Origin of the sequence: Collinsella sp. WCA1-178-WT-3 (M1), from assembly GCF_009696325.1 — a bacterium.
GTDB lineage: Bacteria > Actinomycetota > Coriobacteriia > Coriobacteriales > Coriobacteriaceae > Collinsella.
The window spans coordinates 182462-204525 of sequence record NZ_VUME01000002.1 but is presented as its reverse complement, the minus strand read 5'-3'; the positions used below and the strand labels follow the sequence as shown (position 1 = coordinate 204525).

Sequence of the window (22064 nt, the reverse complement as noted above, 5' to 3'; positions counted from 1 at the left end):
TTTAATTCCAAGACTGTTGGTGCTCTTCGTAGGTTTGCGAGAAGTACTCCTCGTCCTGCGTAATGTAGAAATACAGGTCATCGGAGTCGGTCGGCTCAAGCGTGGCCTTGAGTGCCTCGAGCGACGGGGAGCAAATGGGCGTGGGTGGCAGACCCTCGTGCTTATAGGTGTTATAGAGACTCTCGCTCTGCAGGTCGTCGGCGGAAACCTCGCCACCGGTGACATACATCATGGTCGCATCGCTGTTGAGATAACGCAGGCCGTCGAGCTTGCCGGCAAGGCGGTTGTAGAAGACCGAGGCGACATGTGCGCGCTGCTCGGCGTTGAGACCCTCGCGTTCAACGATGGAAGCGAGATTGATGATGTCGTAATCGGACATCTCCACGCCGTAACGCTCTTTGATCTTGGCCTCGCACCCGGCAAAATCGAGAGACTGGTACTCGGTGTTGAACTGATCGAGCATGGCGCGGATAACGTCATCGGCGCTCGGGTCCTTGCCCAGCGAATAGGTCTTGGGGAACAGAAAACCCTCGAGCGAATCGTTGGCGGCGCCTTTAAGGAAGCTATAGTCGTCCGCGTAGTTGGAGGCCTTGGCCTGGTTGAGGAAGTCTTCCTTAGAGATGCTGTCGTAGGCCTGGGCCACACGGTCGGCGACTTGATCGACCGTTAGACCCTCGGGAATAGTAAGCGCATTGGAGCCCGCATTGGGGCCTTCCATGAGCTGCTGAACAACCTTGGTCGCATCCATGAATGTGGCGAACGAATAGGTACCAGGCTTGAGCGACATATCGGCATTGAGCTTTTTGACCGCCGCATAGTAATCCTTGGGATTTTCGACGATATGGTTCTCGGAGAGGATCGAGGCGATAGTGTCGCCCGAAGCACCATCGGGAATGGTCACCGTAACCTGCTGACCAGCCGTAACCTTCGTATCCTCACCGGCAAAGAAGCCCTTGACGGCCGGCACGATAAAGAAAGCGATCGCAGCAAGCGCGAGCACCGCCACCACAACGCCGATGATCATGGGAACCGGAGAACTCTTCTTTTGAGCACCGCGACGAGCACGCGTGTCGTAGCTCGAGCGGGTCGCCGGAGCAACGCCATGCAAACCGCGAGCGTGATGGGAATGCGATTGGGTGGCCTGCGTTCGCTGGGCAGGTGCCTGCTGCTTAAAGCGGGTACCGCCTGCAGGCTGGGCCGTACGAGCAGTGGGCTGCTGAGCCGGGCGAGAAGCCGGATGCTGAACCGAACGAGCAGAAGGCTGCTGACCCGTCCGTTGAGCAGGTTGGGCCGAACGAGCGAAGGACTGCACCGGGCGCGCGCCAGACTGAGCTGCGCGCTGCGTCGGCTGTGCCGGACGCTGGCCAGGCTGGGCAGGGCGCGACGCGGGGCGACGCGTACGATTCGGCTGGCGCGGATCGGAAGCGCTAGGCATGCGAAACCTCCTCGTTTTTACGATCGAGCCACGTCTGCAAAAACAGGCTGGCGGCAATCATGTCAATCTTGCCCCTCATCTGCTTTTCGTTGAGGCCCTGCTCGCGCAAGATACGCTTTGCCTCTTGCGAGGACAGACGCTCGTCCTCAAACTCCAGCGGAAGATCGAGCTCGTCGGCAATCTTTTGCGCCACGGCGGCGACGCGCTCGGCCTGGGGGCCGGGCTCACCGGCCATGGTCAAGGGGCGTCCGCTTACCAGGATATCGGGCTCATAGTCCTCAACCAGGTAACGAAACGTCTTTGCCATGCCAGTGACCTCGGCAGCCGGAAGCACCTTGACGGGCATTGCCATCTTGCCATCACGGCTCGAGACGGCAATGCCAATCCTGGTCTCCCCTATGTCCAGCGCGAGCGCGACCACAGCGACAGCCTAGGCGCCGAGCGCGGTCTTGGCGGCCGCGAGGGCATCGGCGATACCGGCAGCATTCTTGCCACCGGCCTGGGCCATGTTGGGACGGCCGCCACCGCGACCATCGACCAGGCCCGCGATCTGCTTGATCACGTTGCCGGCGTGGAAACCGGCCTTGACGGCGTCGTCGGAGCCGGCGGCGAGCAGCGCCGGGGTGCCCTTCTCGGTCACGCTGGCGACGACGCAGGCGACAGGGCCGGAGACCTTCTGGTGCACGGTATCCCAGACGTTGCGCAGGTCGGCGGCCTCGAGACCCTGGAGCTCAGCGACAACAAGCTTGTAGCCATCGAGCTCGACGGCGCCGTCGATGGCGCTGGAAATGGCGTCGGAGGAGCCACCGGTGAGCGCCTTCTTGAGCTTATTGGACGTCTCACGCAGCTCGGCCTGCAGGTTCTCCACGCGGGCGGGAACCTCGTCGACGCGGCACTTGAGCGCAGCGGCAGCGGCGTCAACGAGTGCCAGGCGGTCGGCCATGTAATCGAGAGCGCCCTTGGAGGTCACGGCCTCGATACGGCGAACGTTGGAGCCCGTGGAGGACTCGGAAATGATCTTGAACAGGCCGATCTCGGCAGTGTTGGCGGCATGCGTGCCACCGCAGAGCTCGCGAGAGAACGGCTGGTCCTCGGCGCCTACGGAAACGACGCGGACGACGTCGCCGTACTTCTCACCAAAGAGGGCGACAGCACCGGCGGCCTTGGCCTCGTCGATGCCCATGACGCAGGTCACGACCGGCTTGGAAGCGAAGATCTGCTGGTTGACCAGGTCCTCAACAGCCTTGAGCTGCTCGGAAGACAGGGCCTCGAAGTGCGTGAAGTCAAAGCGCAGGTGCTCGGGCGTCACCAGCGAGCCGGCCTGAGAGACATGCTCGCCCAGGACCTGCTTAAGCGCGGCGTCAAGCAGGTGCGTGGCGGTGTGATTGCGGCGCAGGAAGCCACGACGCTCGGCGTCGAGCGCGGCGGTCACGGTGGCACCGACGGTCAGCGTGCCCTCGGCAACGTGGGCGACGTGAGCATACAGGCCGTTGTGGTTCTTGGTATCGGAAACCGTCAGCGCAGCACCCTCGGCAGAAAGCTCACCGGCATCGCCCTGCTGGCCGCCCATCTCGGCATAGAACGGGGTACGGTCGAGCACAACCTCGACATCTTCGCCCGCGACAGCGGACTCAACGGACTCGCCATTGCGCACGATAGCGACAACCTTGGCGCCCTCGATCACATCGTTGTCATAGCCGTCGAACTCGGTCGCGGCAACTTTGTCGGAAAGCTCGACCCACACGTCGTTGAAGCTGCCCCAAGCGTCGCCCTTGGCGTTGGCGCGGGCGCGGGCCTTCTGGTCCTCCATGCAGGCGGTAAAGCCGTCCATGTCGACGTCGTGGCCAGCGGTGCCGGCGATCTCGACGGTCAGGTCGATGGGGAAACCAAAGGTGTCGTGCAGCTTAAAGGCAACATCGCCCGGAAGCACGGCGCCCTCGGCGAGCGCGGCCAGGGCCTCGTCCAGGTAAACGCGGCCGTTGTCGAGCGTCGTGGAGAAGCGCTCCTCCTCGGAGGCGACGATACCCTTGACGAGCGCGACGTTCTTGAGCAGCTCGGGATAGGCCTCGCCCATCTGAGCGTTGACCTCGTCGATGAACTTGGTCAGGAAGGCGCCCTCGATACCCAGCAGGCGACCGTGGAACACGGCGCGGCGGAGCAGGCGGCGAAGGACGTACTCGCGGCCCTCGTTACCGGGGAGGATGCCGTCCGAGATCATGAAGTCGACGGCACGGGAGTGATCGGCGATGATACGCAGCGAGCGGCTGGCACCGGAGTAATCGTCGGCGTCATAGGTCTTGCCGCTGATTTCCTCGCCCAGCTTGATAAGATGCTGCATCAGATCGCCGTCGTAGTTAGCGGTCTTGTGCTGCATGATAGCGGCCATGCGCTCCAGGCCCATGCCCGTATCGAGGTTGCGGTGCGGCAGCTCCGGCATGGAGCCGTCCTCCTGGCGGTCGTACTGAGTAAAGACGAGGTTCCAGAACTCCAGGAAGCGGTCGCAGTCGCAGCCGGGCTTGCAGTCGGGGCTGCCGCAGCCGACCTCCTCGCCCATGTCAAAGTAGATCTCGGAGCACGGACCGCAGGGGCCGGTGGGGCCGGCGGCCCAGAAGTTGTCGTCCTCGCCCAGACGCGAGATGTGATCCTCGGCAACGCCCAGAGAGCGCCACACGTCATGGGTCTCGTCGTCCTCGGTAAAGACGGTGAAGTACAGGCGGTCGAGCGGCAGCTTGAACTCCTTGGTGATGAGCTCAAAGGCCCAAGCGCAGGCCTGCTGCTTGGAGACGCCGCCAAAGGAGAAGTCGCCGAGCATCTCAAAGAAGGACAGATGACGGCCATCCTCGCCAATGCAGTCGATGTCGTTGGTGCGGACGCACTTCTGGCAGGAGATAGCGCCGATCTCCTTCATGGTCTTCTTGCCCTGGTAATACTCCTTAAACTGGTTCATGCCGGCGTTGGCAAGCAGCAGCGAAGGATCGTCGGGGACGAGGGACGAAGAAGGATAGAGCTTAAGACCGCGCTCCTCAAAGAAGTTGAGGAACTTAGAGCGAATCTCAGCCGTAGTCATTGACGGGTAGTCAGCACTCATAGAGGGAATCTCCTCGGTTTCACATCGAAACAGTTCAAACGTAACGATATTACCATCCCACCGCGCAAGTGCAAAAAAGAGGGCCGCCAAACAGCGACCCTCCAGCGAATTTGCACGTTATTGCCTATGAACTTGAACTTGAAATGACTTACTGCTCATCATCGTCCATGGAGCCGTCGATGCCGGTATTGGTGTCGTCATCCGAGTTGGAATCGTCGTCCTTGGCGAAGGGATTCTTGAAAAAGCCCGTAGCATCGGGCTGAAGGCCCGAGAGCTTGATCCAGGGGTTATCGAGCTCGGGCCTGGGCATGGCCTGGGCCTCGGGCGCAGTCTCGTTACCGATGAGCTCGGACTCATAAATGAACGTATCGTCCCCAAGCGCATCGTAGGCGGCGACCGGGTTGCCCTCGGCATCGCGATACGGCGTTCCCTTAAACACGGCGCCGTCGTATGCCACGAGCTGGCGGCCGGTCTCGTTCTCAAAGTAGTAGACGAAAATGCCCTTGAGGGCCGCGCACAGCGGAATGGCGATGACCATGCCGATGGGGCCCATGAGTGCCGAACCAATAACGAGGGCCGTCAGACTCATGATGGGATGCACCTGGACCGAGCTCTGCATGACCTTAGGCGAAATGACGTTGTCGGTGACATTTTGTGCCACCATAGTCACGATCAAGGTCCATAACGCCAGCATCGGGCTGAACATAAAGCCGAGCACCGTGGCGATCGCTGCGCTCACCCAGGGGCCAACAACAGGAACCAAGTGCATAATGCCCGTAAAGATGGCCATGAGCGCCGCGTAGGGATGGCCAATGAGCGTAAAGCCGATAAAGGCCAAAAAGCCACCGCAGATGGACGTGATGACCATGCCACGCATATAGCCGCCGACCGAGCGTGAAAGGATGGCAACCATAAAGCGGTACGAGGTCTCCTTTTCCTGCCCGATGATGGTGCAGACCTCGTGGTGCATGCGGGGATAATCGCAGGCCAACCAATAGGCAAGCACCAGACCGAGGAAGATGACGAACAGCTGCGAGGCCGTATTGGTAATGAACGGGAATACACCGCGACCGAGCTCAGCGGCAATCTGAGACACATACTTGGACGCCACGGTAACCAGCGAAGAAAGATTATCGTCCAGATACTCTTTGAGCGGCGTGTTGTTGAGCGTCTTGGCATGCGAGACCATCTCGTTGAGATCACCGCCCGCAACACGAAGCTGCTCAGGCAGGCGGCTCAAGACTTCCATGATCTGGCCAAAGAGAATCGGCGACAAGATGCAAACGACACCGACGAGCACAGCAACGACCACGATCAGTGCGATAAGCGAACCAATGCCACGGTTGACGCCGTGATGCTCGAGCCAGTTAGTAATCGGCGACATCACAAAAGCGATGATGGAACCGACAGCTAGAAACTCGATAACCGGCGCCAAGATACCCATAAGGTTAAAGATGACGGCAGCGATGACAATGCAGCCGACAACGGCCCAAATGCGAAGCGTCAGAATACGGGTATCGCGCAGCGCGCGATCGGTTTGTTGGGGGTGTTCACTCATGAACGAACCATCACTCCGTCGGGGTCGATCTTATCCTGAACCTTCTTAAGGGTACGGCGCAGCAGGCGCGAGACCTGCACCTGTGAGATGCCCAGCTTCTTGGCGATCTCGATCTGGGTCATGCCCTTTACGAAGCGCAGCTCGATAACCTCGCGCTCGCGCGGCGAGAAATCGCGGATGGCCTCCTCAATCACCAGGCGGTCATCGGTAAAGTCGAGCTCGTTGTCGTCGTCGGCGTAACGGTCGAGAATTGAAGGCGCGTCGTCAGAATCGGACGCACCGGGGGCCTCGATGGGCACCGAGGTATAGGCCGAGGACGATTCCATGGCCTCCAGCACCTCGTCAACGGTCACGTCTAGGTACTCAGCGATTTCCTCAACCTTAGGCGAGCGCTGCAGCTCGTTAGTGAGCTTGTCGGTGGCCTGGTTAACCTTGGCAGAGAGCTCCTGTAGGCGACGCGGAACGCGCACACTCCAACCCTTGTCGCGGAAGTGACGCTTGATCTCACCCAGGATGGTGGGTGTGGCAAACGTGGTGAACTCAAGTCCGCGCTCGGGGTCAAAGCGGTCGATAGCCTTGAGCAAACCCAGATAGCCGACCTGCATGAGGTCGTCGAGCGGCTCGCCGCGATTCTTAAATTTGTTGGCAAGAAACCTTACCAGGTTCATATGGGACATGACGAGCTGCTCGCGGGCATCCGGATCACCGGTCTCTTTGTAGCGACAAAACAGCTCGCGGGTTTTCTCCTTGTCCCAAGCGGTCTTACCGCTCCGGGAACGTTCGGTCATATTAGATATCCGCCTTGAGATCGAGGGAAAGCGTCAGAGGCGCCGCAGTCTTTTCGTAGGAATCGCACACGCTTGCCAGAATGAGCTCGGCATATACGGCGGCCTGGTCATCCTCATCGACAGTCGCCTGGTCGCCAAAGGTGAAGGTCATGCCCACGTGAGACTCATCGACATCGAATTTGATCGAGATAACGTCAGAATCAACGGCCGTGCAGCCAAAGATGAAGGCCTCCTCGGCAGCCATACGAATGTCCTCGATGCGATCGACGGACATGGAACACAGCGCGCCGACATTAGCCGCCGTCATGCGCACCAAGCGTGCCAGACGCGGATCCCCGGCAACAGTCAGCGTGATAGAGCAAGTTGCTTCACTACTCATCGCAGGACTCCTCGGAGGTCTCGGCGGGCGTGTAGGTGTAATACCGGGCTGCTTTAGCAGCAGGCTTCTGTGCATCATCGTACCCAGCAGCGGCATCGTCCCCGGCATCGCCAATCAGGACACGCTCGGTCGGCTGCTCGGCTTCGGCGGCAGCGGAAAGATTGCGCTCGGCCTCGACCGCGGGAGCCTTCACCTTGTTTAAGAGTTTCTGAACGGCACCGGCCGCAGAGTCGGTCACACTCGACACGGCATTGCTGGCCTCGGCCATGCTGCCCGTAACCTCGGAAATGTCGCGAACCACGGCTTCGACCTCTACGAGATTGGAGGTAAGAGCGTCGACGGCGGTCTTGCTCGACTTGAGGAGCGGCTCAACCTGCGCCAGCGCGGGGGTGAGCTCATCAACGGCGCCATCGAGCTTTGCTACCACGGGCTGAGCCTCGGCGATGGTGTTGTTAAGGTCGCTCACCGTCTTGTCGAGCGAATCAACGACAGTGCGGGTCTTTCGCAGCGTGAGCGCGAGCTCGATGACAGCCCACACGCCGGCAACGGCGAGCAGCAGCAGGGCGATTTGGATGGGACTCATACAAGCCTCCCGAAGGAATCGAAATACAGACGCTGTTCATGGTACCCCAAAGGGGACCGAACATGCCAAGAGCAGCAACGTGAGACAAAATTACCAGCAGCTACTTCGGTGCATTCCCGCTACGGTCGCGCTCGCTTTGCTCTACACGCCACTCTTCCCAGCCGCGGCCGGCAGGCTGCCAAAACGCGCCGCGCTCCAGCCCCTCGGGCAAATAGCGTTGATCGACCCAGCCTTCGGGATAATCATGCGGATACTTATACACACCGTATTCGTCACTGCCCGGGCGATGACGATCGCGTAGATAGCTCGGCACCTCGCGCAGCCCACTTGAATGAATATCGGCCAACGCCGCATCAATCGAGGCCTCACACGCGTTGGATTTTGGCGCCAAGCACACATAGAGTGCAGCCTGAGCCAGATTAATGCGGCACTCGGGATAACCGATGACCTCGGCAGACTTAAACGCGGCATGCGCCACCAACAGCGCCTGCGGGTCGGCGTTGCCAACATCCTCAGAAGCCTGAATCATAATACGGCGAGCGATAAACTTAGGGTCCTCCCCCGCATCGATCATGCGCGCGAGCCAATAGATTGTGGCATCGGGGTCGCTGCCGCGCATAGACTTAATAAACGCGCTGATGATGTCGTAGTGCATGTCGCCGTTTTTGTCATACGAAAAACCACGGCGCGGATTGGCAATCTTTACGTCATCCACGGTAATGGGATAACGCTCCCCCGCCGCCGGCGCTGGCGTTCCCTCGGTATCGGGACGCGTGACGGCAATCTCGCTCGCAAGCTCGAGCGTCGTGAGTGCCGAGCGAGCGTCACCCGCAGCCAGCGTGCAGATGGTCTTAACCGTATCCTCATCGGCCGAGAACTTGCCGTTCAAACCCTGCGGCGCCTCGAGCGCACGCTCGATAAGCGTGGCGATATCCTCGTCCTTTAAATGTTCAAGTTCCACCACGCGACCGCGCGAGAGCAACGCCGAGTTGACCTCGAAGTACGGATTCTCCGTCGTGGCGCCAATCATAATGACGGTACGGTTCTCAACCGCATGCAGCAGGGCATCCTGCTGCGACTTGGAGAAGCGGTGAATCTCGTCGATGAAAAGAATGGTGCGACGGTCGTACGTATTCAGGCGCGTCTTGGCCTCGTCAATCACGCGGCGCAGGTCCTTCACAGTGCCCGTCACGGCGCTGACCTCGACAAACTCGCTCTTGGTATGGTTGGCGATAATGTGGGCCAGCGTCGTCTTGCCCGTACCGGCCGGCCCATACAGAATCACACTCGACAGCACGTCATGCTCAATCGCGGCACGCAACCACGAGCCCTTACCGACGGCCTTTTGCTGGCCCACGTACTCGTCGAGCGAATTGGGCCGCATGCGCACCGCAAGCGGCGCATTCTGAAAGGAACGCTCACGCGTCGAAGCAGAAAAAAGGTCGTCCATAGCCATCCCGTGCATCAATCAAAAACGTTTTCCATGAACAGTATACCGAATATATACGAACTACCGTTCGTTAATATAGGTACGGTGCGGAAACATCAATCCCGGGAACAGCTTGCTCGTGAGCTCGCAGAAATAACCGTCCGTCATGCTCGCAATGTAATCCACGACCGTCTGGTCCTTATCGTCCTGCCATGCATAGGTGCGATCGTAGTAGGAAAGCTGCTGCTCAATGCGAGAAATGTGGTGCTTAAAGATATACGAGGACTCGTCGCCTTCGTCTATATCCCGCAGGCAACGGTCATAGAGCTTTTCGAAGGCCTCGCGCAGCTCCACTTCGGAGTCGCCTTCTATGCCGCCCTTGCTATAGATCTTCTCGTAGTTCTCGCGCTTGGCCCGGCGGATCTCCTCAAACAGGTCCTCGCTCATCTCGATGCGCGGCTTGCCATAGCTGTGCTCGACGATATCGATAGAGGCATGCGTAAGGATCCAGCTGTTGTATGCACCGCCCAGGTCATCGTCAAAGGCGTCAGGTGACAGCAGGCCCGCCGCAATGGCGTCTTGGCGATCGCGCCCAACGTAGGCAAGGATATCCGAGATGCGAACCACGCAGCCCTCGAGCGTCATGGGGCGCAGGTGCTCAATTGCGCTATAACCCGTGGCAATGCATTCCTCGACAGTTCGGTCGAACTGGTCAAAGGAGCTCATCTCCGAAAGCTCAAAAACACGCTGTTCGTACTCGCCGTTGTGGCACAGTACGCCATCGAGCGTCTGGAGCGACACGTTGCGACCATACAGCGCGTCGAGCACGCGAACGGATTGTACGTTATGGAAAAAATAGCGACCCGTGCGCTTGTGATAGATATCGTTGAGGAAACGCTCACCGGCATGGCCAAAGGGCGTGTGGCCCAAGTCGTGGCCTAAGCCAATCGCCTCGATCAGATCGCAGTTGAGCCCCAGAGCACGCCCGATATCGCGAGCGATGCGCGAGACAAGCTGCACGTGCAGGCCGCGGCGCGACAGATCGTCGTTGCTGCGAAAACTGAAGACCTGCGTTTTGCCTGCATAACGAGTGTATGCTGGCAGATGCAGAATCTTTTCGATATCGCGCATAAAGGCCGGACGCATAAGCGTGCCCTCGTCTGCAGCCCGATCGACACGGCGGATGGCCTGGTCGTCACCGCATCGATAGGGATTAATGACACCCGCGGCGCGGTCGGCGGCAATGCGCTCGACCAGCTCGGGCGACAACGACGCGGGAATGCGATCCAGGCGCGCCTTGATGGCGGCTGTCTGTTGATTGATTGCCATGACATGCTCCTTAAAAAGGGCGCGCAAACGATTACAGCGTACTACCCACGAACTCGATTATGGCAAATATTGGCACCAAAAACGGCAGCAAAGGCAGCGAGCGCGATTTTACGATGAGACAGGCGGCGGCAAGGGTCAGGAGCGCAACTGCAAACGCGACGACGCCGTCCAGGGGATCGAAGGTGCAAAGGGCAAAGAGCGCCTTGGCATCCCCCATGCCAATGCCGGGGGCATGGCGAAGGCGACGCCAGAGTGACTCAGTAAGCACAAGGGTAAGGTAGACGATGACCGCAAGACCGGCGTGGTCAAGCGCCATGTTAACGCCCTTGTCGAGCCAGACGCCTGCAAACGCCGCCACCGCACACGCGCCGGCAAGCTCATTGGGAAACCGCCGCTCGCGGGCATCAATCGCCGCGCCGGCAAAGATGCAAATCCAAAACGGGATATAGAACATCGAAACCCCTCAACTGAGCGCTCAAACGTAAAAACCACCGCAAAGGTTCTATCCCCTTTGTGGTGGTTTTGATGGTGGTTATTTGGCGCCCTGCATGACCTCGTCGAGGGTAACACTTACGGCGTGCTGCGTCGGCACCCAGTCGACCTTCAAGAACAGCGCTGCCACCGTAATGGGGATATAGCTGAACATAAAGATCGGGAAGGTAAACAGGTTGGTTACCAGACGCCACTTTTGCGCGCAGTGAATATGCTTGTATTCAAAGATAGTCGTGAGCAGCGCCAGGATAAAGAAAGTCTGATACATCATAGCGAAGGTCATAATGAGCGAAGCGGCACACGCCTGCATCTCGACTTCGGTAGCCAAGAAACCGTGCGAAAGGCCGCCCACGATGAGGAACGTCGCATTAGCGAGCATCGAGATCAGAGAGAGCAGCATGCCCGGTGCGATCGTCATAAACATGTCGTAGGCGGCAAAGCGATGATAGCGGAAGGTCGATTTGACCAGGTGCTTACCGTACGTAAAGAACACCTGGTAGAAGCCCTTGGTCCAACGCATACGCTGTTTCCAGGATGCCTTAAACGTCACAGGCTGTTCGTCAAAGAACTCCGCCGGCGCATAGCCAATGCGAATACCGTGAATGGCACAGAACGTGGTGAACTGAATATCCTCGGTCAGCGTGTGGAACTGCCAGCCGTGCATACCCTCGATAACGCTGGCGGAGATGAGGTAGCCCGAACCCGAAACGGCGCAAGACGTCTTACAGATGTTGCGCGCATTGTTGAGAAAGCGCGCCTCGCGCAGATACCACGTGGCATTAGCTGCCGAGATCCACGAGCTGCCAAAGTTCTTGGAATTGCGATAGCTCGTAACAACATGGAAGCCCTGGTCAAAAGCATCGTTCATCTTGGACACGTAATCGCGGGCGATAACGTTATCGGCATCGAAGATAAAGTAGCCTTCAAACGTATCGGGATACTCGTTAAGGATGCGGTCGAAGCCATAGTCCATGACCCAGCTCTTGCCTTTACGGGCCAAGTCATTGCGCTCATAGACGACGGCGCCCGCCTCGCGCGCGAGCTGCGCCGTGTTGTCGGTGCAGGCATCGGCGACCACGAAGACCTCGATAAGCTCGGACGGATAATCTTGGTCCTTAATGGAGCGCACGAGGTTGGCGATCACGGCCTCCTCGTTATGCGCCGCGATAAAGAAGGCATAACGATGGAGCTTCTTGGCCTTGGGAGGCGCGACCTCACCACGAAGAGCGCCGATGACAAAGAAGACCACCTGGTACAGAAAACAGACCGTAAGCAGCGTGACGACAATCTGGTTGAAGATCACGATAGGTGTGTTGGTTTGTAAAAAGGCGAGCATGCAGGCTCCCAGGAACGCGTGACGTAAACAACCGTATATTTTACCGCAGGCTTACGGAGTTCAAGAAACCACCTAATACTGGCTAGGCCTCGAGCAGACCGAGCTGAGGGACGATTTCGTTGCCAGCGGCAGTGCGGCCGAGCGAACGCGGGGCCAGATCATCCAGAACCGCCGCAAGATCCCATGGCAGCTCGTCACGGCACTCGATGTGCTCCCCCGTCACGGGATGATCGAATGCCACACGCCAGGAATGCAAGAACTGCCTAGTCAAACCCTGATCGGCACGAGCATCGCACTTGCCATAGAGTGGATCGCCCACGCAGGCGTGGTTGATATGGCGCATGTGAACGCGAATCTGATGCGTGCGGCCGGTAAACAGGTGACACTCGACAAGCGTGTAGCCGTCGTCGAAACGCGTGAAATCAAAGCGCTCAAGGACCTTAAAGGTCGTGATGGCCTGGCGCGCAAAGGGGTCATCGGAAACCGCCATCTTCACGCGGTCGCGCGTGGAGCGAGCGATACCAGTATTGATAGTGCCCTCGTCCATGGCGACGTGCCCGTGAACGAGCGTAATGTAGCGACGGTCGAGGGTACGCGTGCGGATAAGATTTTGGAGCGCACGCTGGGTGTCGTCGTCTTTAGCCGCGAGCATAAGGCCCGAGGTATCGCGATCCAGACGATGCACGATGCCGGGGCGGTCCTCACCCTGCACGGTACCCAGATGGTCGATGCCGCAGTGGTAGACCAGGGCATTCGCAAGGGTGCCGCTCTCATGACCATGGGCGGGATGGCACACCAGGCCACGCTGCTTGGAGAGCACCATGAGATAGTCGTCCTCATAGCGAATGTCGAGCGGGATGGCCTCGGGGATCACGTCGGTCGGGTCATGCGGCTCGGGCAGGTCGACCGAGATGCGGTCACCGGAGCGTACGGCATACTTTTTAGATAGGCAGGTCTCGCCGTTGACGGCAACGGCGCCTCCCTCGATCAGATGCGCGCAGGCAGAGCGCGTGGGGCAGCCATCGTTGGCGCCCAGATAGGCGTCGAGACGTTGACCGGCGCAATCGTCGGCAACGAGAATATGGATGTCGGCCATTAGCGCTCATTCCTTTCGCGAATCTTGCGGGCACGCTCCCCACGCTGCTTAGCTTTACGTTTGGCGCGGGCCTCGTCACGGGCGTTGAGCTCGGCGGTCGCATCGACCTCGCGAGCGGCGGGACTCAAGAACATGTATCCGATGAGCGCCAGAACGACACCGGCGGTAATGCCGATATCGGCCACGTTAAAGACGGGGAAATCAATGAAGGTAGTGGCAATAAAATCAGTCACAAAGCCCATGGCCAGGCGATCGATCGCGTTGCCGATGGCGCCGCCCGCAACCATGGCCATACCCACGACCTCTAGGCGGGCGAGCTGAGGAGCACGGAGCAAGTACACGGCAATGGCGGCAATGGCCGCAAGCGCCAGCACGGCAAACGCTATGCCATGGCCCTCGCCCATGCTAAAGGCAGCTCCGATATTGCGGACAAACACAAAATCGATCACGCCGGGGATAACAGTCATATGCAGGGCATCGCCCACGGCACGAACCGAAATCTTGGTCAGCTGGTCAACAAGCAACACAAAGAGCGCCACCCCACCAGCAACACCCAACCGCCAACGCAAAGGCGGCGTCATATCCCCAGTACGACCCAAATCAATCCCCTACCCTCAAAACAATCGAATTCCATTTAACGCAAATAACCATCTTATATTGCCATACGCAGAACGCACGACATATCCACCAATGCGACAAAGGGGCTGTCCCCCTTGTCCCTTCACCGGGTAGTCTTTTTGGGACGGGGCTTTTTTAGCTACCCAGTCCAGCGCTTTCGAAGATTAAGTCCTTATTTGAGGTAGGGTAGCTAAAAAAGCCCCGTCCCAAAAAGACTAGCGTATTTGGTAACGATAGCGAAAACCCGCCAGAGCGAGCAAGGTGCCTTGAAGCAAGGCGGCATAGACCTTCTGGTCATGCCGCCGAAGCTGAAAGGCAGATTGCCGCTGTGGCGGGTTTGCAGCGTCAACCTGTTACGCGGTTTGGTAAAACCGCGTAACTACAAGGCATTCGCGCAGCGCTCGCAGATATGCGCGTGACCGTTGTACTCGCCGACGGTGGTGCGATAGTTCCAGCAACGGTCGCAGCACTCGCCCTCGGCGGCCTCAATAGCGACGGAAAGCTCCTCGCCCTGGGTCAGCTCAACATCGGAGACGATGTAGAACTCGGCCAGATCGACGGCCTTGTCGCCGGTCAGCAGCGCATACATCTCGGCGGGAACGACCGCCTTGACGCGGACCTGCTGGCTCTTGGTGAAGGTACCGGCGGAGCGGGCATCCTCAAGGGCCTTGGTCACAGCGCTACGGAGCTCGAGCGAGGCCTCGAGCACGCCCTCGAACTCATTGGCCTCGTCGACCGTGATGGGCGACTTGTACCAATCGAGCAGCGCGGCGTACTTCTGGTGATCGACGCAGCCGGCGGGCGCATAGGCCATGGCCTCGTCGACCGTGTAGGACAGGATCGGCTGCAGGTCGCGCATGAGCATCGAGAAGAGCTCAGCGAGCACGGTTTGGGCGCTGCGGCGCTCGAGCGAGCCGGGCTTGTCGCAGTACAGACGGTCCTTCAGGGCGTCGAGGTACACGTTGGAAAGCTCGGTAACCACAAAGTCGTAGAGCGCACGGTAGGCGCGCGGGAACTCGTAGCTGGCGTAGGCGTCGTCGACCTCGGCCTGGACCTGGGTCAGACGGGCAACCATGAGCTTGTCGAGCGGCAGCAGGTCGGCAAAGGCGACGCCGTCGGTCTCGGGCTCAAACTGACCCTCGAGCTCGGAGAGCAGGAAGCGCAGCGTGTTGCGGAAACGACGGTAGGCATCGGACGTACGAGCAAGGATCTCGTGGTCGATGGAGACGTCGGAGCTGGTATCGACCGAGGCGACCCACAGGCGGATGATATCGGCGCCCATCTCGTCGCAAACCTTGTTGGGGTCGATGACGTTGCCGAGCGACTTGGACATCTTGCGGCCCTGGCCATCGAGCGTGAAGCCCTGCGAGACGACCGCCTTGTACGGAGCGTGGCCGTTGGCACCCACCGAGGTGAGCAACGAGCTCTGGAACCAACCGCGGTGCTGGTCGGAGCCCTCGAGGTACACATCCGCCGGGTACTCAAGCTCGGGGCGATACTCGCAGACGGCCTTCCAGGACACGCCGGAGTCCCACCACACGTCGAGGATGTCCTTATCGGCCTTGAGGTGATGGCCACCGCACTTGGGGCAGACGCAAGCCTCGCCCAGGTAGCTCTCGGGAGCGTCGGTGAACCAGGCGTCGGAGCCCTTCTCGTGGAAGAGCTTGATGACGGCGTCGAGCGTGGCGTCGTTCATGACCTTCTCGCCGCAGTCGGCGCAGGTGTAGCTGGGGATAGGCACGCCCCAGTTGCGCTGACGGCTGATGCACCAGTCGGGACGCTGCTCGACCATGGCACCGATGCGGTTGGCCGCGTGGGCCGGATACCACTTGACGTTCTCGCGGATCTCTTTGCCAGCCTGCTCGCGCAAACCGGTCTTGTCCATCGAGACAAACCACTGGTCGGTAGCACGGAAGAGCACCGGGTGCTTGCAGCGCCAGCAGTGCGGATAGCTGTGCGTGATCTTCTTCTCGAGGACCAGGGTGCCGCGCTCGCGCAGGAACTCGATGATGTGCGGATTGGCCTCGTCGGTATCCATACCGCTGAAGGGGCCACCGGTACCAAACTCCTCGCCGGTGTAGAACTTACCGTCGTCATCAACCGGCATGCAGATATCGGTGATGCCCTCCTTGAGGCAGGCGAAGTAGTCGTCAACGCCATGGCCGGGCGAGTTGTGGACGATACCGGTACCGTCATCGACGCCGACGTAATCGGCCAGCAGTGCCACGCCCTCGACGCCGTCAAAGATCGGCTGCTTGTAGTGGATGTGGTGGAAGGTCTCAGCGGGAACCACATAGGGCTTACCATCGACCATGACCGGGGTGTACTCCCAGCCAAACTCCTCACAGCACTTGGGAGCCAGGTCCTCGAGCATGATCTCGGCACGGCCATCGTGCTCAACGGCAACATAGGCGGCGCCGGGCTTAAGGGAAACGGCCTGGTCAGAGGGGATGGTCCACGGCGTGGTCGTCCAGATGATGAAGTCAACCGGGCCGTCGAAGCTCTCGAGACCGGCAGGCTTAGTGGTCATCTCAAAGCGCACGAAGATGGACGGGCTCGTCTCGTCGGAGTACTCGATCTCGGCCTCGGCCAGCGCGGTGTGGCAGTGCTTGCACCAGTGGACGGGCTTATGACCGCGATAGATCATGCCCTTGTCGAACATGGCCTTGAAGACCTCGATGTCGGCGGCGTCATGCTGGTGATAGAGCGTCAGATACGGGTTGTCCCAGTCGCCAAGCACGCCCAGGCGACGGAAGCCGGCCTTCTGCAGCTCGATGTTCTCGACAGCGAACTTATTGCAAAGCTCGCGGATCTTAGCCGTGGAGGTCTGGTTGAACTTCTCGGTGCCGAGCTTCTCCTCGACCTTGTGCTCAATCGGCTGACCGTGGCAGTCCCAACCGGGGACATAGGGAACCTCATAGCCCTGCATCATCCAGTAACGGTTGATCATGTCCTTAGAGATCTTGTTCATGGCGTGGCCGATGTGGATCGGGCCGTTGGCATAGGGAGGGCCGTCGTGCAGCACGAACTTCTTGTGACCCTTGTTCTTCTTTAGAACTTGCTCGTAGACCTTGTTGTCCTGCCAGTCCTTGAGTCGCTTGGGCTCGGACTTGGAAAGACCGGCACGCATGGGAAAACCGGTCTTGGGCAGATTCATCGTCTGCTTGTACTCGTTTGCCACGGTACCCCTTTCTTGTCATGGGCGCGCACGCCCTCTGGGCACCAAAAAAGCGCCCGTCCCTGCAAGCTGGGACGAAGCGCCACAAGACAGGCAGTCTGCCCGTAAAAGCTCTTCGCTTAACCACCCAGCTTAGATGCCCTCGCCCGCGTCGCTGCGCGCTCGCATCCGTTACTCGGCTGGCCTGTATCGACGACCATCTCGGCGATATCTACTAAGACGTGCCTGCGCGGCACGTCCGTTGGGACCGCAGCTCCGGGGTGATTTTCATCGGTCTCATGCACGGGTTCTCAGCGCTCCCCGCTCTCTGTAGCATGCGGACGGCCGACTACTCGTCCCCATCAACGCTTATGCGGAGTATGCTAGCACGTTCCGCGCCGGCGAAAAACCCTCAACACTGGTTTTATACGTTCGAAATTTCTCGCGGATGTGGACCTTCTCTAGGAGCAAAATACCTGAAAGCACTTTATCGAACGAAAGAAGGTTGCTATGCGCACGATCGGAATGAGCGACTATACCGTCGGCGAGGACTGCTTCGACGAGCTGCCCGGCGCGCTGGCCGAATACGGAGCGACCAAGGTCGCAATCATCGGTGGCAAGCGAGCACTGGCTGCAGCACTTCCCGGTATCGAAGCCGCGCTGGCAGGCACCGGCGTCGAAGTTCTGGAGACGCGCGTCTACGGCACCAACAGCACACGCGCCAATATCGCCAAGGTCGTAAACTCCCCCGCCTGCCAGGAAGCTGACGTGCTTATCGCCTGCGGCGGTGGCAAGGCACTCGACACCGTCAAGACGGCGGCCATCGAGCTCAAGAAGATCGTCTTCACGGTCCCGACAATCTGCTCCAACTGCTCCGCCGCGACCGCCATTGCCGTTGTCTACAACGACGACGGCTCGCTCGAGGGCTATTCGTACCCCAACCGACCGGCGCACATCTTCATCAACCCCAAGATCATCGCCGAGGCACCGGCAGAGTACTTCTGGGCCGGCGTAGGCGATGCCCTGTCTAAGCAGCCCGAGGTCGAGTACGCCACGAGCGCCGGAAATTTGGAGCACACCGCCGGTCTTGGCCTGGCACTCGCCCACACCTGCTCCGAGCCGCTGTTTACCTATGGCGTCCAGGGTCTTGAGGACGTGCGCCAGGACCTGTCGAGCGAGGCCGTCAAGCAGATCGCGCTCGACATCGTGGTCAACACGGGATATGTCTCGAACCTGACCAACCAGAACGATTACTACTACAACTCGAGCGTGGCACACGCGTTCTACAACGCCACTTGCAGCATTCCGCGTGAGGGCACCTACCTGCACGGCGAGGTCGTAAGCCTGGGCGTGCTCGTGCTGTTCGCCTACACGGGCGACACCGAGAACCTTGAGCGCTATGCCGCCTTTAACAAGCAGATGGGCCTGCCCGTAACGCTTGAGCAGGTCGGGCTTTCCGAGGCCGATATCCCTGCCCTGTGCGAGTACGCGCACGCCACCAACGAGTGGAAGCAGGGTAACCCCGAGCCCTTCACCGACGAGAAGTTCGCCGCCGCCATCAAGGCAGCCAACGCCTACGGCCACACGCTCCTCGCCTAACCTACCAAAAAGGGACAGGTTTATTTTGGCAGGTTTTATCATGGCAAACGCCATTGAACATCTGTTGAAATTGTTTAGCTTGCCAGTAAAGGGGGCGACCATCTACTCGATGGCCGCCCCCTTTCATTTGCTATTCCAACATGCTCGGGTCAAATTCACTTGCGGGAATCACACGGTACCCGTGGCGCAGGAGCAAGTCGACGAAGACACCGTTGCCCGCGGTGAGCGTGCCGCTAAAGGTGCCATCGTAGACGCGACCTGCACCGCACGAGGGGCTACGGTCCTGTAAGATGCACGCGGCGATCTCTTCCGGCCCGCCCGCCTGCTCGCACATGTCGAGTGCTCGTTGGGCACCCAGGCGAAATTCCCTGTCAACGGACACGCCCTCGCAGGTACGGACTTCGCCGTTCACAATTTCGGACGGCTTGCGCGGTGTGGGCAGGCCGCCAAAAACCTCAGGGCACACGAGGAGCACCTCGGTTCCCGTGCGGTCGCAAGCCTCGACCAGCTCGCGATGGTAATTATCGAGCCCGTTATACTTGCAGCTCTCGCCCATCAAGCAGGCACTTACCACGATCTTCATATACAACCCTTCCCAAGCAAAACGCCCCATTTGAGGTGGACACTCAAATGGGGCGAAAGCACTGCGCAACTAGTATTACTGCTGCTTTGGCATCAGCGGATTCTCACGCGTGAGAAGATTCATAAACTCCTCGCCCGTGATCGTCTCCTTCTTGTACAGATAACGAGCCAGCTCGTGGAGCTTAAACTTGTTCTCCTTCAAGATCTGCAGGGCGCGGTCGTGCGCATCCTCGATCAGCTTGGCGACAATCGCGTCCACGCGCTCGGCCGTACCGGGGGCGCAGGTGAGCGACGTATCCTGGTTAAGGTACGCGTTCTGCACGGTACCGAGCGCCATCATGCCAAACTCATCGGACATACCAAAGCGCGTCACCATGTTACGGGCAAGCTTGGTGGCCTGCTCGATATCGTTGGCGGCGCCGGTCGTCATCTCGCCAAAGATGAGCTCCTCGGCTGCACGGCCGCCGCAATAGACGGCGAGCTTGTCCAGGATCTCCTGGCGCGTGGTCAGGAAGCGCTCATCCTCCTCGACCTGCATGGTGTAGCCCAGAGCACCGCTCGTGCGCGGCACGATGGTGATCTTCGTGACCGGCGCAGAGCCCTTCTGGCGAGCGGCAACGATGGCATGACCGATCTCGTGGTAAGAAACGACCTGCTTCTCGTGGTCGGACAGCACCGTGGACTTGCGCTGCTGACCGGCAATGACGACCTCCACCGACTCCTCAAAGTCGTCCTGCGTGGCGCGCTTGCGACCCTCGCGGACGGCACGCAGGGCGCCCTCGTTGATGATGTTGGCCAGGTCGGCGCCCGAGGCACCGGGCGTGGCGCGGGCAATCGCGGTCAGGTCGATCGGCGGCTGCGTCTTCACGCTCTTGGCGTGCAGCTCAAGAATGTTCTTACGGCCGGTCAGGTCGGGCAGCTCAACGGGGATGCGGCGGTCAAAACGACCGGGGCGCAACAGGGCCGGGTCAAGGCTGTCGGGACGGTTGGTGGCAGCGAGGACGACGATACCCTTGTGGTTATCGAAGCCGTCCATCTCGGTCAGCAGCTGGTTGAGCGTCTGCTCGCGCTCGTCGTTGCCACTAAAGCCGCCGCCGTCGCGCTTCTTGCCGATGGTATCGATCTCATCGATAAAGACGATGCACGGGGCCTTTTCCTTGGCCTGCTTAAACAGATCGCGAACCTTGGCGGCGCCGCGGCCGACGAACATCTCGACAAACTCAGAGCCCGAAATACTAAAGAACGGCACACCCGCCTCGCCGGCCACAGCCTTGGCAAGCAGGGTTTTACCGGTACCCGGAGGGCCGACAAGGAGGGCACCGCGCGGCAGCTTGGCGCCAATCTCCTCGTAGCGCTGCGGCTTCTCCAGAAAGTCGACGACCTCCTTGAGGGACTCCTTGGCCTCTTCCTGGCCAGCAACATCCTTAAAGGTCACGCCCACGTCCTTGGAGGCAATCACGCGCGCGCCGGACTTGCCCAGTCCACCGCCGCCAAAACCGCCGCCGCCAAAGTTCATCGACGGGCCGTCATCACCCATGGCCTTCTTCATGCGGCGGTTGAGCCACCAGCCGATCAGGAAGAAAATCGCCATGGGAAGAATGAGGGTGAGCAGGTAGTAAGTCATCAGACCCGAGTTCTTATCGGGAACGACCGACTCAAGCGAGGCGCCAGATTCAAGCACGCGATCGGTAAAGCCCGCATCATTCGGCACACCGGTCGTCTTGTAGGCGATGTTCTCGTCCTCGCCCTTCTTGGTGTAATAAATCGAGTAATCGTCCGTGTTGTACTCGACCTTATCGACGCTCTTCTTGTCGAGCGCTTTGACAAACGTCGAGTAATCGGTCTTCGTAATCTGCTGCGTGTGACCGATGTTGGGGAACAGAACGGTCGAGAGCACGAGGTAGACGACGAAGGCGATGAGCACGTAGAGGATCATATTCCGTCTACGTTTGTTGTCATCCATCTCCATCTGCTTGAACTCCATCTACTGGGGTTGATAATGCTAACTAGAATACCCAACCCGGCCGGCGATAAACCGACACCGGGCACGAAAGGACAGAGATGGCATCACTGGAAGTCGGCAAGGTTCAAATCTATACGGGCGACGGCAAGGGCAAGACGACGGCTGCGCTGGGGCTCGCGCTGCGCGCCACGGGCTATGGACTTAACGTGCTCATGCTTCAGTTTGCCAAGAAGCTGCACTGCGCCGAACATGACGCTGCTCCTCGATTGGGGCTTTGCATCGTACAAGCCGACCGCGACACGCCCGAAGCCTGTGCCGCACAGATCATGGAGCTGGCGCGCGAGCAGATTAGCCAAGTCGACGTGCTGATCTTGGATGAGCTGGGAGAAGCCATGCGACGGGGCTTTGTGACGCGCGAAGATGTCGAAGCGTTGATCGCGATGAAACCAACCACCACGGAGCTCGTGCTCACTGGCCGCGGCTTGCTGCCCCTCGCCGACCTTGCCGACCTCGTAACCGAAATGCGCCCCGTCAAACACTACTTCGACGAAGGCCTCCTAGCCCGCCAAGGCATCGAATACTAATTGATCCAAAGGGGACGGAGGAAAACGAATCATCGACATCACCACGGA

Annotated in this window: 18 protein-coding genes; 2 read left to right on the top strand and 16 right to left on the bottom strand. The window is 59.6% G+C overall.

What is annotated here, in order from left to right:
- Nucleotide 1: 1 nt before the first annotated feature.
- The 14 genes from mltG to ileS form a co-directional block, all read right to left on the bottom strand.
- Nucleotides 2-1435, bottom strand: a complete 1434-nt coding sequence (gene mltG / locus FYJ40_RS02545; RefSeq protein WP_229770629.1) for an endolytic transglycosylase MltG — start codon at nt 1433-1435, stop codon at nt 2-4.
- On the bottom strand, nt 1428-1856 hold the full coding sequence (gene ruvX, locus FYJ40_RS02540; RefSeq protein ID WP_035138185.1) for a Holliday junction resolvase RuvX: 429 nt from the start codon (nt 1854-1856) through the stop codon (nt 1428-1430). Before ruvX ends, mltG begins: the two co-directional genes overlap by 8 nt.
- 9 nt (nt 1857-1865) lie before the next feature.
- A complete protein-coding gene (gene alaS, locus FYJ40_RS02535; protein ID WP_154515512.1) occupies nt 1866-4523 on the bottom strand; it encodes an alanine--tRNA ligase in 2658 nt (885 codons plus the stop codon).
- Nucleotides 4524-4671: 148 nt separating this feature from the next.
- Nucleotides 4672-6081, bottom strand: a complete 1410-nt coding sequence (locus tag FYJ40_RS02530) for an AI-2E family transporter (protein ID WP_154515509.1) — start codon at nt 6079-6081, stop codon at nt 4672-4674.
- Nucleotides 6078-6869, bottom strand: a complete 792-nt coding sequence (locus FYJ40_RS02525) for an RNA polymerase sigma factor SigF (RefSeq protein ID WP_154515506.1) — start codon at nt 6867-6869, stop codon at nt 6078-6080. The genes FYJ40_RS02530 and FYJ40_RS02525 overlap by 4 nt, the downstream gene beginning before the upstream one ends.
- Nucleotide 6870: 1 nt before the next feature.
- On the bottom strand, nt 6871-7248 hold the full coding sequence (locus tag FYJ40_RS02520) for an ATP-binding protein (protein ID WP_154515503.1): 378 nt from the start codon (nt 7246-7248) through the stop codon (nt 6871-6873).
- Complete coding sequence (locus FYJ40_RS02515; RefSeq protein ID WP_154515500.1) at nt 7241-7831, bottom strand: hypothetical protein; 591 nt, start codon at nt 7829-7831, stop codon at nt 7241-7243. Before FYJ40_RS02515 ends, FYJ40_RS02520 begins: the two co-directional genes overlap by 8 nt.
- 100 nt (nt 7832-7931) lie before the next feature.
- The gene (locus FYJ40_RS02510; RefSeq protein WP_118237456.1) at nt 7932-9281 is read right to left on the bottom strand and encodes a replication-associated recombination protein A; all 1350 of its coding nucleotides are present in this window, start codon (nt 9279-9281) and stop codon (nt 7932-7934) included.
- Between the two features lie 60 nt (nt 9282-9341).
- The gene (locus tag FYJ40_RS02505; protein ID WP_154515494.1) at nt 9342-10589 is read right to left on the bottom strand and encodes a deoxyguanosinetriphosphate triphosphohydrolase family protein; all 1248 of its coding nucleotides are present in this window, start codon (nt 10587-10589) and stop codon (nt 9342-9344) included.
- A gap of 31 nt (nt 10590-10620) precedes the next feature.
- Nucleotides 10621-11043, bottom strand: coding sequence for a prepilin peptidase (locus FYJ40_RS02500; protein ID WP_154515491.1), 423 nt, complete (start codon nt 11041-11043; stop codon nt 10621-10623).
- A gap of 78 nt (nt 11044-11121) precedes the next feature.
- Nucleotides 11122-12417: a glycosyltransferase family 2 protein gene (locus tag FYJ40_RS02495; RefSeq protein WP_154515488.1), complete on the bottom strand. Its 1296-nt coding sequence runs from the start codon at nt 12415-12417 to the stop codon at nt 11122-11124.
- 82 nt (nt 12418-12499) lie between these two features.
- The gene (locus tag FYJ40_RS02490) at nt 12500-13513 is read right to left on the bottom strand and encodes an RluA family pseudouridine synthase (protein WP_154515485.1); all 1014 of its coding nucleotides are present in this window, start codon (nt 13511-13513) and stop codon (nt 12500-12502) included.
- Nucleotides 13513-14040, bottom strand: a complete 528-nt coding sequence (lspA, locus tag FYJ40_RS02485; RefSeq protein WP_370450571.1) for a signal peptidase II — start codon at nt 14038-14040, stop codon at nt 13513-13515. The genes FYJ40_RS02490 and lspA overlap by 1 nt, the downstream gene beginning before the upstream one ends.
- 470 nt (nt 14041-14510) lie before the next feature.
- A complete protein-coding gene (gene ileS / locus FYJ40_RS02480) occupies nt 14511-17288 on the bottom strand; it encodes an isoleucine--tRNA ligase (RefSeq protein ID WP_154515623.1) in 2778 nt (925 codons plus the stop codon).
- A gap of 510 nt (nt 17289-17798) precedes the next feature.
- Here ileS and FYJ40_RS02475 point away from each other — a divergent pair.
- On the top strand, nt 17799-18887 hold the full coding sequence (locus FYJ40_RS02475) for an iron-containing alcohol dehydrogenase family protein (protein ID WP_154515482.1): 1089 nt from the start codon (nt 17799-17801) through the stop codon (nt 18885-18887).
- Between the two features lie 130 nt (nt 18888-19017).
- Here FYJ40_RS02475 and FYJ40_RS02470 read toward each other — a convergent pair whose 3' ends face one another.
- A complete protein-coding gene (locus FYJ40_RS02470) occupies nt 19018-19470 on the bottom strand; it encodes a DUF523 domain-containing protein (protein ID WP_154515479.1) in 453 nt (150 codons plus the stop codon).
- Between the two features lie 75 nt (nt 19471-19545).
- Nucleotides 19546-21438, bottom strand: coding sequence for an ATP-dependent zinc metalloprotease FtsH (gene ftsH, locus FYJ40_RS02465; protein WP_195838531.1), 1893 nt, complete (start codon nt 21436-21438; stop codon nt 19546-19548).
- 92 nt (nt 21439-21530) lie between these two features.
- Here ftsH and FYJ40_RS02460 point away from each other — a divergent pair, with 92 nt between their 5' ends.
- Nucleotides 21531-22016 carry a cob(I)yrinic acid a,c-diamide adenosyltransferase gene (locus FYJ40_RS02460; RefSeq protein WP_154515476.1) on the top strand — a complete coding sequence of 162 codons (486 nt, stop codon included), beginning with the start codon at nt 21531-21533 and terminating at the stop codon, nt 22014-22016.
- Nucleotides 22017-22064 lie beyond the last annotated feature (48 nt).

What these genes read in the sequence shown, in the direction of transcription:
- mltG (WP_229770629.1), bottom strand. Translation starts at nt 1,435, where the DNA reads ATGCCTAGCGCTTCCGATCCGCGCCAGCCGAATCGTACGCGTCGCCCC.
- alaS (WP_154515512.1), bottom strand. Translation starts at nt 4,523, where the DNA reads ATGAGTGCTGACTACCCGTCAATGACTACGGCTGAGATTCGCTCTAAG.
- FYJ40_RS02530 (WP_154515509.1), bottom strand. Translation starts at nt 6,081, where the DNA reads ATGAGTGAACACCCCCAACAAACCGATCGCGCGCTGCGCGATACCCGT.
- FYJ40_RS02525 (WP_154515506.1), bottom strand. Translation starts at nt 6,869, where the DNA reads ATGACCGAACGTTCCCGGAGCGGTAAGACCGCTTGGGACAAGGAGAAA.
- FYJ40_RS02520 (WP_154515503.1), bottom strand. Translation starts at nt 7,248, where the DNA reads ATGAGTAGTGAAGCAACTTGCTCTATCACGCTGACTGTTGCCGGGGAT.
- FYJ40_RS02515 (WP_154515500.1), bottom strand. Translation starts at nt 7,831, where the DNA reads ATGAGTCCCATCCAAATCGCCCTGCTGCTGCTCGCCGTTGCCGGCGTG.
- FYJ40_RS02510 (WP_118237456.1), bottom strand. Translation starts at nt 9,281, where the DNA reads ATGGACGACCTTTTTTCTGCTTCGACGCGTGAGCGTTCCTTTCAGAAT.
- FYJ40_RS02505 (WP_154515494.1), bottom strand. Translation starts at nt 10,589, where the DNA reads ATGGCAATCAATCAACAGACAGCCGCCATCAAGGCGCGCCTGGATCGC.
- FYJ40_RS02500 (WP_154515491.1), bottom strand. Translation starts at nt 11,043, where the DNA reads ATGTTCTATATCCCGTTTTGGATTTGCATCTTTGCCGGCGCGGCGATT.
- FYJ40_RS02495 (WP_154515488.1), bottom strand. Translation starts at nt 12,417, where the DNA reads ATGCTCGCCTTTTTACAAACCAACACACCTATCGTGATCTTCAACCAG.
- FYJ40_RS02490 (WP_154515485.1), bottom strand. Translation starts at nt 13,513, where the DNA reads ATGGCCGACATCCATATTCTCGTTGCCGACGATTGCGCCGGTCAACGT.
- ileS (WP_154515623.1), bottom strand. Translation starts at nt 17,288, where the DNA reads ATGAATCTGCCCAAGACCGGTTTTCCCATGCGTGCCGGTCTTTCCAAG.
- FYJ40_RS02475 (WP_154515482.1), top strand. Translation starts at nt 17,799, where the DNA reads ATGCGCACGATCGGAATGAGCGACTATACCGTCGGCGAGGACTGCTTC.
- FYJ40_RS02470 (WP_154515479.1), bottom strand. Translation starts at nt 19,470, where the DNA reads ATGAAGATCGTGGTAAGTGCCTGCTTGATGGGCGAGAGCTGCAAGTAT.
- ftsH (WP_195838531.1), bottom strand. Translation starts at nt 21,438, where the DNA reads ATGGAGATGGATGACAACAAACGTAGACGGAATATGATCCTCTACGTG.
- FYJ40_RS02460 (WP_154515476.1), top strand. Translation starts at nt 21,531, where the DNA reads ATGGCATCACTGGAAGTCGGCAAGGTTCAAATCTATACGGGCGACGGC.